This window comes from Cohaesibacter marisflavi, assembly GCF_963665895.2.
Classification (GTDB): Bacteria; Pseudomonadota; Alphaproteobacteria; order Rhizobiales; family Cohaesibacteraceae; genus Cohaesibacter; species Cohaesibacter marisflavi.
On sequence record NZ_OY762534.1, the window covers coordinates 3,290,928 to 3,302,953 of the forward strand.

Annotated in this window: 9 protein-coding genes; 2 read left to right on the forward strand and 7 right to left on the reverse strand. The window is 53.4% G+C overall.

What is annotated here, in order from left to right; all coding sequences use genetic code 11:
* Positions 1-3: 3 nt before the first annotated feature.
* The 7 genes from ACKPCT_RS15880 to ACKPCT_RS15910 all read right to left on the reverse strand — a co-directional run bounded on the left by ACKPCT_RS15880 (position 4) and on the right by ACKPCT_RS15910 (position 9,460).
* Entirely contained in the window at positions 4-1,155 is a 1,152-nt protein-coding gene (locus ACKPCT_RS15880) for an ABC transporter permease (RefSeq protein WP_319567377.1), read from the reverse strand.
* Between the two features lie 7 nt (positions 1,156-1,162).
* Positions 1,163-2,086: an oligopeptide ABC transporter permease OppB gene (oppB, locus tag ACKPCT_RS15885; protein ID WP_319515309.1), complete on the reverse strand. Its 924-nt coding sequence runs from the start codon at positions 2,084-2,086 to the stop codon at positions 1,163-1,165.
* 303 nt (positions 2,087-2,389) lie between these two features.
* Positions 2,390-3,973, reverse strand: coding sequence for a peptide ABC transporter substrate-binding protein (locus ACKPCT_RS15890; RefSeq protein ID WP_407652492.1), 1,584 nt, complete (start codon positions 3,971-3,973; stop codon positions 2,390-2,392).
* A gap of 380 nt (positions 3,974-4,353) precedes the next feature.
* Entirely contained in the window at positions 4,354-5,511 is a 1,158-nt protein-coding gene (gene uxuA, locus ACKPCT_RS15895) for a mannonate dehydratase (protein WP_090069246.1), read from the reverse strand.
* Between the two features lie 107 nt (positions 5,512-5,618).
* Positions 5,619-6,374 (reverse strand): FCD domain-containing protein, encoded by a 756-nt coding sequence (locus ACKPCT_RS15900; RefSeq protein ID WP_090069243.1) that lies wholly within the window; start codon positions 6,372-6,374, stop codon positions 5,619-5,621.
* Between the two features lie 133 nt (positions 6,375-6,507).
* Positions 6,508-8,322, reverse strand: coding sequence for a glycoside hydrolase family 2 protein (locus ACKPCT_RS15905; protein ID WP_319567379.1), 1,815 nt, complete (start codon positions 8,320-8,322; stop codon positions 6,508-6,510).
* Positions 8,323-8,479: 157 nt separating this feature from the next.
* Positions 8,480-9,460 carry a TRAP transporter substrate-binding protein gene (locus ACKPCT_RS15910; protein ID WP_090069238.1) on the reverse strand — a complete coding sequence of 327 codons (981 nt, stop codon included), beginning with the start codon at positions 9,458-9,460 and terminating at the stop codon, positions 8,480-8,482.
* Positions 9,461-10,020: 560 nt separating this feature from the next.
* On the opposite strand from ACKPCT_RS15910, the gene ACKPCT_RS15915 reads away from it, so the two are divergent.
* Positions 10,021-10,545: a TRAP transporter small permease gene (locus tag ACKPCT_RS15915; protein WP_090069234.1), complete on the forward strand. Its 525-nt coding sequence runs from the start codon at positions 10,021-10,023 to the stop codon at positions 10,543-10,545.
* 26 nt (positions 10,546-10,571) lie between these two features.
* Entirely contained in the window at positions 10,572-11,882 is a 1,311-nt protein-coding gene (locus tag ACKPCT_RS15920) for a TRAP transporter large permease (protein ID WP_090069231.1), read from the forward strand.
* Positions 11,883-12,026 lie beyond the last annotated feature (144 nt).

The following is a 12,026-nucleotide window of genomic DNA, read 5'->3' on the forward strand; positions in this document are numbered from 1 at the left end:
CTCCTATCGATCTTTGGGGTCCAGCGCATCGCGCAGACCGTCACCAATGAAATTGAGCGCAAACAGCGTTGCAGTGAGGAAGATGGATGGGAAGATCAACATCCAGCTGGCCCCTTGCAAGTTGCGCGCGCCTTCAGAAATCAGCACGCCCCATGAAGTCATGGGCTCCTGAACGCCGAGGCCAAGGAAGGACAGGAAGCTCTCAAGCAGAATAACTTTGGGCACAAGCAGAGTTACGAAGATAACCACAGGCCCCAAAGTGTTGGGAATGATATGCCGGCGCAGGATACCCCCAGCCCCGACGCCCATAGCCTCGGCGGCCAGCACATATTCCTGCCGCTTGATCGACAGGGTCTGCCCACGCACGATACGGGCCATATCAAGCCATTCCACCGCACCCACGGCAATGAACATCAATATGAAGTTTCGCCCGAAGAAGACCACCAGCAGAATCACGAAGAAAATGAAGGGCAGCGAATAGAGCACATCGACGACACGCATCATGATGAGGTCGACCCTGCCGCCGAAATAACCCGACAGCGACCCATAGGTCACACCGATGAGCAGAGCCACGCCGGAAGCCAGCAAACCGATGATCAGCGAGATCCGACCGGCGATCAGCGTTCGAGTCAGCAAGTCACGCCCGTTGGCGTCGGTGCCGAAATAGAAATGTATACGGTCAATCTTGGCCGTAATGGTCACACTCTTCTTATCATCGGAAAAACCGGAAAAAGCAGCATTCTTGAACAGGTCCGAGCGATCGAAATAGCGGACGGCCTTTTCATTGATGGCACGCTTGGAGGTGGCCTGTACGATCACCTCCTTGTCAGCGATCTTGATGTCCTCTGCGGTGAGCCGCGCGCGCTTGAGTACTTTTTCCAAGGCAGGCGCGATCTCGTCATCCCTTGGATAAGCAGCCAGAGAGGCGGGCACCTTCACATAGTTTCGGTAGACCGTGTCATACTGGTGGCCGGTAAAGAAGGGGCCAAAGAAGCAGGCCAAGGCGATGAAAAACAGCACGACAAAGGACGTCATTGCCGCGCGGTTTGCTTTCAGACGCGCCCATGCATCATCCCAGAGGGAACGCCCGACCTGCGCTTCAACCAGCTTTTCGGCTGCCTGTCCGGCTTTGGTTTTTGGAGTTTTCTTATTCATTGTTTCCTCAATCGTAGCGTACGCGTGGATCGAGCCAGGCATAAAGCAAGTCGACGATCAGGTTGAAGACCATGATGAAGACCGCAATGACAATCACGGTGCCCATGACCAGAGGATAGTCGCGGTTGAGCGCGCCCTGTACGAAATAGCGGCCAACGCCGGGAATACCGAAGACGGTTTCAATCACCACCGAGCCGGTCAGCAAAGCAGCTGCGGCCGGACCGGCATAAGAAACCACCGGCAACAAGGCGCCACGCAGGGCATGGACAACAACAACCATCCAGCCGGGTAGGCCGTTGGCACGGGCGGTTCGGATATGATGCGAGCGTAGCGCTTCGATCATGGCACCGCGTGTCAGGCGCGCCACGACGGCGACCTGCGGTAGACCGAGCGTGATAATCGGCAGGATCTTGTTCTCCCAGGCGCCATTGTTCCAGCCACCAACGGGCAGCCATCCCAGCATGACCCCGAAGATCAGCGTCAGGATTGGCGCGACAACAAAGTTGGGAATGGTGATGCCCATGGTCGCAACCGTCATGACGGAATAGTCGGGCAACTGATTCTGTTTAAGAGCAGCCCAGACACCGAGTGCTCCGCCAACAATAATCGCCATCAGCAGCGCATATCCGCCAATTTCAACGGAAATCGGCAGCCCGTTGCCAAACATTTCGGCGACCGTGAAATCACGGAAGAAGAAGCTCGGGCCCAGATTTCCGTGCAACACGTTATTCATGTAAATGAAATATTGCTCCAGCAGGGACTTATCGAGATTGTAGATCTTGTTGAGATTTTCCATCACCTTTGGATCGAGCGGACGCTCCAGATCAAACGGCCCGCCGGGGGCCACGCGGATGAGGAAAAAGGAAAGCGTGACAATGATGAACAATGTCGGAATCGCGGTTAGCAGTCGCTTGAACACATATCGCAGCATAATGCGTCCTTCTGAATGAAGTTTTCTGCAGCCCTTCCCCGAACCGGGGCACAGGGGCAGTTTCGTCGGATACCCGGACCTGACTTTTCGTCGACATCAATGATGTTTTTGAAATCGAAGACATCCTGACGGTCGCATAACTTGCGAAAGCGCGTCCCAGGTTCACTTCTTATTTTTCTTATCGAAGCTTTATCGCTTCTTGCTTGACAATTCTAGCAATCTGTCCGCGAAAAGCGAACTTCAAAGCCACAATTGTACACAAAAGGGCTGCCCAATAGGCAGCCCTTCGCGGTTTGTACCGACTTAGTCCTTGGACATCCAACGAGAAGGATGGACGTTCAGGAGGTTATCTTCCCAGCCATGCAGCTTGTCGGAGACAAGGCTGAGGGAGCTGTAGTAAAGCAGCGGCAGATAAGGCTGATTTTCCATGAAGATCTTTTCAGCGTTGAAGAGAATTTCAGCGCGTTTATCCAGATCCACAGTCATGGCAGCTTTGTCCATCAGTGCATCATAGTCCGCATTCTTCCACTGGGCATAGTTGAAGCCGGAATCGGATTCTACGAGCATCAGGAAGTTCTGCGGGTCAGAATAGTCACCGATCCAGCCAGCGCGTGCAAAGTCGAACGGAGCATGTTCACGCAGGTTCGCATAGTGGGTCTTGGTATCGGTGTTGAGCAGCGTGGTTTTCACACCGATCTGTTTCCACATGTCAGCAATGGCAACAGCCGTATTCTTGTGGTTTTCCGACGTATTGTAGCGGATTTCCACTTCAAGCGGCTTGTCTTCGCTGTAACCGGCTTCTTCCAGAATGGCTTTTGCAGCGTCTTCACGGTCGAACTGGTCCATATCCTTGAAGTCGGCATAGGCAGGTTCGCCATAGTTGCCAATTCCGGGAGGAACGAGCGAATAGCCCGGCAGCATGGTGCCACCCCAGATGTCGTCGGCGATGAATTCACGATCAATCGCCATGGACAGGGCGCGACGGATTTTCGGGTCGGCCAGCTTGTCTTCGGTGGTGTTCACTGCGTAATAGTAGGTGCCCAGATATGGGGCTACGCGGAACTGGTCACCCAGATTTTCACGCATGAAGTCGACCTGTTCGACCGGAGCATCGTTGTTGGAATCCAGTTCGCCAGCCTGGAAGCGGCGCAGAGCAGCCCCGCGATCTTCGGTTGGGTAATACATGACGGCATCGATTTTCACGTCTGCAGCGTCATGGAACATTGGGTTCTTGACAGCTTTCACATGGCTGTTCGGAACGAACTCGGCCAGCGTGAAGGCACCGTTGGAAACCATGTTGCCCGGCTTGGAGAAGTCCTCGCCATATTTTTCAACACTTGCAGGATGAACCGGCAATGCGGACTGATGGCAGAGCTGACCCAGGAAATACGGGGTCGGCGCATTCAGAGTGATTTCCAGAGTGGCATCGTCTATCGCTTTTACGCCAAGGTCTTCCTTGGGCAATTCGCCCTTGTTGACTTTTTCGGCGTTCATGATCGGATACATGATGGTGGAATATTGAGCAGCCGTTTCCGGATCTTCAATACGGCGCAGGGAATAGACGAAATCGCCAGCAACCACAGGATCGCCATTGGACCATTTTGCATCATCACGGAAATGGAAGGTATAGACCAGACCGTCTTCGGAGACATCCCAGGATTTGGCCACACCGGCAACGCATTTGCCGTCTGCGCTGTAGGCCAGAAGGCCTTCATAGAGATCGCGCAGGATGTGGGATTCATAGACCGTTTGGGTCTTATGCTGATCGAGGGTTTCCGGATCAGCAGAGTTACCACGGTTATAGACAACCTCTGCAGAAGCAGACGTCGCAACCAGCGGAAGTGCGCACACTCCAGCCAGCAGGAGGGCTGCAATAGAATTTTTCATCATAGACAATATCTCCCTGTTGTTCCCAAAAGGCTTATTCCATTTATTGGTCAAACGCTAATTCGTTTGGTCCCGAATCCGCAAGTAAAATGAAGCAATTTTACATGAATCATGGAGAAAGCGAACAGTTTATCAGCTTATGTTTCTTAGGAACTGACCTTGCCTGCATAGTAAAAATTAGCCCAAAGAGCAAGCGCTTCAGCGTCCATTCACATGCTAGCAGAGAGGTCTTAAGACGCATCCAAACGCTGTGATTCAAAAAAAGTTTGGGGAAACAAAGAGCAAGCATATGTGCATGTGCCTGAAAACCAGGCAAAGAAAAAGGCGCGCAGTCTCCGGGCTGGTTTGCTAACCGGGGACTGCGCGCCTCACCTTGATTTTTAGTCGAGATTACCGCCCAGAGCAGCCATGGCACCACGTAATTCGGCAAGGCCTCTCAAACGCCCAATCGCCGGATAGCCGGGGTTAGAACGGCGGGTCAGATCGTCAAGAATCTGATGGCCGTGGTCAGGGCGGAACGGGATCGATTTGCCCACCTTGTCTTCCACGCTCTTGAAGTGCTTGATGACTTCGACCAGATTGCCATCGCCTTCAAGATGGTTGGCTTCATAGAAACTCTTGCCATCACGCTGTGTGGAACGCAGATGGAAGAAGTGAATGAAGTCGGCGAATTCGTCGATCATTGCCGTAAGGTCATTGTCACCGCGCACACCGTAGGAACCAGTGCACAGGGTAAAGCCATTGGCAGGGCTCTCGTTGATGGCCCTCAGGGCACGCATGTCTTCTACGGTAGAAACGATGCGCGGCAGGCCAAACAGCGGACGGGGTGGATCGTCAGGATGGATGGCCATCACTGCGCCCACTTCATCGGCAATCGGCAGAACCGTATTCAGGAACTCGGCCAGATGCTCGCGCAGCTTGTCCGCATCAATCTCTTTATAGAGGTTGAGCTGGGCACGGAACTGCTCAATGGTGTAGCTTTCTTCAGAGCCGGGCAGGCCAGCGATCATGTTGCGCACCAGAAGATTCTTGTCATCTTCTGTCATCGCATCAAAGCAGGCTTTTGCAGAGGCTTTTTCCTCGTCCGTATATTCGCCCTGTGCTTCTGCACGTTCGAGAATATACAGATCGAAGGCTGCAAAGCGGTCTGCGTCAAAGCGCAGGCAACGAGCACCGGTAGGCAATTCCCAAGCCAGATCGGTCCGGGTCCAGTCCAGAACAGGCATGAAGTTGTAGCAAATGTTGTTGACCCCTTCCAAGGCCAGATTGCGCAGGGATTCACCCCAGTTTGCAATCAGGGTCTTGTAGTCTCCGCGCTGAAGCTTGATGTCTTCATGCAGCGGGATGGATTCAACAACAGACCAGACAAGTCCTTTGTCTTCGATGATCTTTTTGCGTTCGGCAATCGCTTCGCGGCTCCAAACGGTGCCGTTTGGAACTTCATGCAGAGCGGTGACAATGCCGGTGGCCCCAGCCTGACGGATGTCGTCAAGGGTGACCGGATCATTAGGCCCGTACCAGCGCCAGGTCTGTTTCATTTTTTGCCTCTTATTTCCAGTTTGGGTGCTCCGAACTGCGGGTCATCTGCAATCGGGAGCAGGGTTTATTGTCGGCCTCGTCACACCAACTTGACGCAGCCGACCTGTTATTTGTTCAGTTTGACGACCTTGGGCGTCTTGAACAGATCTCCATCGAACTTCGGATCCTCAACATCGGAGAGAACCAGAAGCGTATTGCGCACATTCTCGAGATGGTTCCACATGGCGTCGCGGGCCTTGCCCGGGTCCTTGCGATTGAGGGCCGTCAGGATCTGTTGATGATCATCCAGCCATTGCTGGCGATAGCTCTCGTCAAAAATGCGGGCATGCAGACCATCCCAGATCTGGTTGCCCTTTCTGAGGCGCCACATGTCATTGACCATATCGATCAGGACGCCATTCTGGGTAGATTCCGCAATCAATCGGTGGAACCACTCGTCGCCATCATAATCGGCCTTGCCAGAATCGATGGCCTGAATTTCCATATCCAGCGCTTCCTGCATGCGCTGAATGTCATTCTTGGTTACCATGGTTGCGGCAAATGCGGCGATATTGCTTTCCAGCAGCTGACGTGCCTGCAACAATTCAAACGGTCCGATATCCGAGCGTGCGATGGCATTCTTTTCGGATTGATTGGGCAACCGCTCGATATAGATGCCAGACCCCTTGCGTACCGACACGAGGCCCTCGATTTCCAGCATGATGATTGCTTCACGGACAACCGAACGCGACACATCGAAATCCTCGGCAATCTGTCTTTCCGTCCGCAAACGCGTCCCCACGGAAAGAGACTGATCAATCATTTCCTTTTTCAGCGCCTCGGCAACTTCCTGATAGCGTCTCTTACCTGTATCCGTGATCATCTTTGGCCCTCGCTAGCCACAACAGGAGGCACATGAAAATTGTGCCGCGCCTGCGCCTTGCGTCTTGCCGATCCTGACCGGCGGCACCCGCTTCATACAGCGCCTTGCCGGTCCCGGTTCGGGCTTCTTGTTGTTATTGTTCACCTTCCAGTCGCTTCTCGGCATAAAAAGCCGCAAGCTTGTGGAAGGCCTCTTTCTTGGTTGCCTTGTCAGCGTCGATCAGCCCCTTCTTGTTGCCTCCGCGCTGGAAGACATTCTGGCGGCGCTCCACGCGGAAGTCATAAAGAATCCAGGGCGAGATGCCCTTGACGTAATCGAGTTCCCGCAGGGTTGCGATCTGCTTTTCGTAGACCTCGGTCTGATAGGCTTCGCTAAAGAGTCCTTTTTTGGGACCCGACGCGCTGATATCGGCATCAGCTCCGGTCTCCGAAATGACAACCGGTTTGTCAGGAGAAGAGTTCACGCCAATTTCAACGAGATCTTCAAAGTTTTCCTCATACCAGCCGTAATATTCATTGATCCCGATCACGTCGATGTAATTCGACAGACGATCTTCGATCTTTTTCTTGGCGTGGTTGATCAAACAGGCCGCAGACGTCAACCGGGTCGGGTCAACCTGCTTTGCTGTTTCTGACAAACGGCGCATGAAATCGAGGCGGGCATCGGTATCCGGATTTTCATTGCCAACGGACCAGATGATGACACTGGCACGGTTACGGTCGCGCTTGATGAGTTCGATCAACTGGTTCTGCGCATCCTTGAAGGTGGCTGGATTTTCGAAATCGATCGCCCAATAGACCGGAATTTCTTCCCAAAGAAGGAAGCCCAGTTCATCGGCCATTTTGGCAGCCATTTCATGGTGCGGATAGTGGGCCAGGCGCAGGAAATTGCAGTTGAGATCCTTAGCGTGCGCGAAGCGACGCTCCAGATCTTCCTTGCTTGTTACCTTGCCCTTGACCTTGTCATCTTCATGCACCGAAATGCCGCGCAGGAAGAGCGGCTTTCCGTTCAGCTGCAGGCCGGCTCCGACCTGTTCAATCTGGCGAAAGCCAACCCGGTCGCGCACTTCATCCTCGCCGAGGCGAGCGATAACGTCATAAAGGCGCGGGGTGGAGGGGGACCATAGTTCCGGGCTGGCTTCGATCTCGGCTTTTGCCAGGCCATCTTGGGAGGATGCGATGACTGTGTTGATACCGAGATCTGGGAGCTGAATTTCGATCTGTGCACCCTTGGCATCAGGACCATCGAGCACGGCCTCAACGACAATGCGGCTATAGGTCCCGTCAGGTACAAGACTGACAAAGAGGTCACGAATGAAGGTTTTTGGCGTGGTGTAGAGTTCGACCTCACGATAGACACCGCCATAGTTGAACCAGTCCGTGTTGCGCATCGGCACACGATCCAGCGTGCGGGTGTTGTTGACACACAGCATCAGCCAGTTTTCTCCCTCGCGGAGCTTTTCGGTCAGCTCGACGCAGAAAGGGGTAGAGCCGCCATAGTGGTTGCCCAGAAACTCGCCGTTGAGGAATATCTTGCAGTCATACTGCGCTGCGCCAATGCGCAGAAATTTGCGTTCATCCGCACCAAGGGATGCGGCATTGAAGGAGCGGCTATACCAGGCGCTGCCTTCAAAGAAATACCATTTCTCTTTCAGCATCTGCCAGTTGGAAGGCACCACCACCTGCTCGCCCATATAGGGATCGTAATCATAGGGCTCGATACGCTCTTCAGGATCCATCTGGGCCATTTCGAACCACTTTTGGCGAAGACCGGTATCCAGTAGATCGACACAGAAGTTCCAGGCTCCATCGAGACTTTCACCGTCGCGGCCGCCGGTAAAAATCAGGGTTTCATGATTAAGATTCTGCCAATTGTATGGGGCATCATAGGCTTCATCATGAAGGCACTGGAGGGCATTTTCCGCCAATTCAGATCGCTCGAGAACCATTGGGAACTTCCTGTTATTGAGATGGCCTGCCTATTCTTGAGGTGCCGGGCAGGGTCGGGAAAAACATGGCGGTTAGATGTCCGCCATGTTCGAGAGTTTGGATCGGCAAGGAGCAGGCCCTTTTGCCGGATCGGAAGACTGACTTCAAAGCCAGTTCTTATTTTACAGCCTTGATGCGTTCGATCAGGTCTGCCAGACGTTCGGATTTGGCAGCCAGCTCTTCATGCATTGGCATAACTGCCTGGATGAATGGTTCTTTGTCGACTTCAACAAATTCCACACCCAGATCGGCCTTGGCCTTCTCGATTTCCTTTGAAACGATTTCACCCCAAAGCTTGCGATGGAAGTCCATGGATTCATGCGCAGCCTGACGAACCGCTTTCTGCTGGTCTTCGCTCAGACGGTCCCACTTCCTGGTGGACATCACCAGCACGGAAGGAATCATGGTGTGTTCGTCTTTGGAGAAGACCTTGGAAACTTCACCATGACGGGCAGTGGTCATTGCGGTCGGGTTGTTTTCAGCGCCGTCAACAACACCCTGTTTCAGCGCAGAATAGAGTTCACCCCAAGCAATCGGGGTCGGGTTACCACCAAGCAGCTCCACCATACGGATCGCGGATGGTGATGGCTGCACACGGATTTTCATGCCATCCAGGTCAGCCGGTGTATTGATGGCCTTGTTGGCATAGAAGGAGCGAGCACCTTCATAGTAGTAAGTCAGACCGATGAAACCCTTGTCTTTGGAAGACATCAGGATGTCGTCACCAATTTCACCACCAAGTGCGTTAAAGAAGTGATCTTCGGAGGTGAAGAGATATGGCAGGTTCAGGGCGCTGTAAGATTCTTCAAATGCTTCAAGCTCGGAAGCGTTGGACTTGGCCATCGCCAGCGTGCCATTCTGCACCAGCTCCATGGATTCACGCTGCGTGCCGAGCTGGGCGTTTGCGTAGATGCGAACCTTGACGTCGCCATTGGTCAGCTCTTTTACGCGATCCGCAAAGAAGGACATGGATTTGTGAAGAGGATGATCTTCTGGGTTATTGTGGCTGATCTTCAGGGTAACAGCGCTTGCTGCAGTTGCAGACAGAGCGAAAGCTGCACCAGCGACAGCACTAATAATGGAAAGCTTACGAGTCATTTTTCCCTCCCGAATGAAATCTCAGTCGGTTTGTTTGCCTTGCCCCCCTGCCAAGGAAAGCGGGGAGCCATTCATCCAACCAAGCACATTTGCAATCAGTTCAAGTTGCTGACCACAGACGCCTCGACCGGTCTAACCAATATTTCGTTTTGGTTGACCAAACAATTCTCCATTTTGAAATTTTTGTCAATCAATTTTTATTTTGGTTGACCAATTTTGTTTTTTGAGCGATGTGTATAGCCAACAGAGATGCCGAATGGCACACCAAGTCTGCGGACATTTTGTAGGAAACGCTTTTAGAAACCAGCTATATCACTGATTTATAGCAACTTTCTTCTGAGCTTTACGAATGCAGGCCGATTTGCTGCTGATCTGCATCCCTCGATTTCGAGTGGCAAAGCCGACTGGAGAAAAGTTGTTCTCCAATTTCTGGTTGAACCACTTGCTGTCAACCTGGGAACCGGCTGTTGATAAATTGGCCGACCAATTCTCTTCCAAGGGGCAGTCATTTCGCGCTCGATTGGTTCGAGCTGAGAACAAACAGCTATTGGAGTGCAGCCATGAAACAAGCTGTTCGCCTGGTAAATGCGGTTCTTGGAACCCTGACCGTCCTGGTCTTTACCATCCTTGTCGTCTGCGTTGTCTGGCAGGTCGTCTCGCGTTTTATCCTTGGAACGCCAAGCACCACCACCGACGAAATCGCACGCTTCCTCTTTATGTGGGTCGCTTTTGTGGGCGCCGCTTACACACTCGGCCTGAAGCGCCATCTGGCAATTGATATCGTCACACTGATTATTGATGGCCCTGCCGTTCGCTATATCCGTGTTGCCGTTTTGTTGATTGTCGCCGCCTTTGCTGGCGTGGTGATGGTCTATGGCGGCCTTGAACTGATGTTCAAGACTCTTGAATCCGGCCAGATGACCCCGGCTCTTCGCCTGCCGATGGGCTATGTCTACGGTGCAATCCCATTCTCCGGTGCCATGATGCTGTTTTACTGCGCGGCGTTGATCGTTGAACTGTTTTCACCTGAAAGCGGGGAAGAGAGCAACGAGAGCTCCGAGCCAACCCCTGCCAAACAAGACTAAACGGATCGAAGAGAGAGTAACCAACCATGGAATGGCAAGCAACTATCACGCTGTTTTCGATCTTCATCGTCCTGATGGCATTCAGCGTTCCTATTTCCTTCGCAATCGGTATCGCGACCATGTTCACCTTCATGGTGATCGACATGTCGTTCGACCAATCGATTTTCATCGTCGCCCAGCAAATGGCCTCCGGCCTTGATAGCTTCACCCTGCTGGCGATCCCCTTCTTCATTCTGGCGGGCAACATCATGAACCGTGGCGGTATCGCCATGCGCCTGATTGAATTCGCCAAGATCCTCGGCGGCCGCCTGCCCGGCTCGCTGGCCCACTGCAACGTGCTGGCCAACATGATGTTCGGCGCAATTTCCGGCTCGGCTGTTGCTTCAGCTGCTGCTGTGGGTGGCGTAATGTCGCCACTGCAGAAGAAGGAAGGCTATGATCCGGCCTATTCGGCAGCTGTCAACATTGCCTCCTGCCCGACCGGCCTGCTCATCCCGCCATCAACCACCTTCATCGTCTATTCGCTGATCACTGGTGGTACGTCCATTGCAGCCCTGTTCCTTGCAGGCTATCTGCCGGGCATTCTGATGGGGCTGGGTCTGATGACCGTGGCCGGCATCATTGCCAAGAAGCGCGGCTATGCCGTGGCAGAAAAACCCACCCGACAGGAGATGTGCGAGAAAACCAAGGCAGCCATCCTGCCGTTGGGTCTGATCATCATCATCATGGGCGGTATCATCGGCGGTATCTTTACCGCAACGGAAGCCTCTGCTGTTGCCGTGGTCTACACCCTGTTCCTCGCCCTGATCTGGTATCGCGAAATCTCGGTTCGTGATCTACCGAAGATCATTCTGGAATCGGCTGTCACCACCTCCATCGTTCTTCTGATGGTTGGCTGTTCGATCGGCATGTCCAAGGCCATGGCCTTCTCGGATATTCCTTTCTACATCTCCGATGCCCTGCTGGCGGTTTCCGATAACCCGATCGTCATTCTGCTGGTCATGAACCTTGCCCTGCTGATCATCGGTACCTTCATGGACATGACGCCAGCCCTTCTGATCTTCACCCCGATCTTCCTGCCAGTAGTTCAGGATCTGGGCATGGATCCGGTTCACTTCGGTGTCATGATGACCTTCAACCTCTGCATCGGCATCTGCACGCCGCCGGTTGGCTCCGCTCTGTTCATCGGTTGCTCGGTCGGCAAGGTCGCCATTTCCAAGGTTCTGAAACCAATGCTGCCATTCTATGCAGTGCTGGTCGGCCTTCTCCTGGCGGTCACCTACATTCCTGAGCTGTCCCTGATCCTGCCGCGCTTCTTCCTTGGCTATGGCGGCTAATCATACAGCCTGACAAACGCGATGGCGGCCCCTTGCAAGGCGCGCCGCCATCGCACGACACGACCTGACGCACCAGGTCAGACACCAGCGGGTGAGAGTTCGGCAGACCTGAAGAAAGGTCGCGTACCGCCTCCCCGATATGAA

What these genes read in the sequence shown, in the direction of transcription:
- ACKPCT_RS15905 (WP_319567379.1), bottom strand. Translation starts at nt 8,322, where the DNA reads ATGGTTCTCGAGCGATCTGAATTGGCGGAAAATGCCCTCCAGTGCCTT.
- oppB (WP_319515309.1), bottom strand. Translation starts at nt 2,086, where the DNA reads ATGCTGCGATATGTGTTCAAGCGACTGCTAACCGCGATTCCGACATTG.
- ACKPCT_RS15890 (WP_407652492.1), bottom strand. Translation starts at nt 3,973, where the DNA reads ATGAAAAATTCTATTGCAGCCCTCCTGCTGGCTGGAGTGTGCGCACTT.
- ACKPCT_RS15880 (WP_319567377.1), bottom strand. Translation starts at nt 1,155, where the DNA reads ATGAATAAGAAAACTCCAAAAACCAAAGCCGGACAGGCAGCCGAAAAG.
- ACKPCT_RS15910 (WP_090069238.1), bottom strand. Translation starts at nt 9,460, where the DNA reads ATGACTCGTAAGCTTTCCATTATTAGTGCTGTCGCTGGTGCAGCTTTC.
- uxuA (WP_090069246.1), bottom strand. Translation starts at nt 5,511, where the DNA reads ATGAAACAGACCTGGCGCTGGTACGGGCCTAATGATCCGGTCACCCTT.
- ACKPCT_RS15900 (WP_090069243.1), bottom strand. Translation starts at nt 6,374, where the DNA reads ATGATCACGGATACAGGTAAGAGACGCTATCAGGAAGTTGCCGAGGCG.
- ACKPCT_RS15920 (WP_090069231.1), top strand. Translation starts at nt 10,572, where the DNA reads ATGGAATGGCAAGCAACTATCACGCTGTTTTCGATCTTCATCGTCCTG.
- ACKPCT_RS15915 (WP_090069234.1), top strand. Translation starts at nt 10,021, where the DNA reads ATGAAACAAGCTGTTCGCCTGGTAAATGCGGTTCTTGGAACCCTGACC.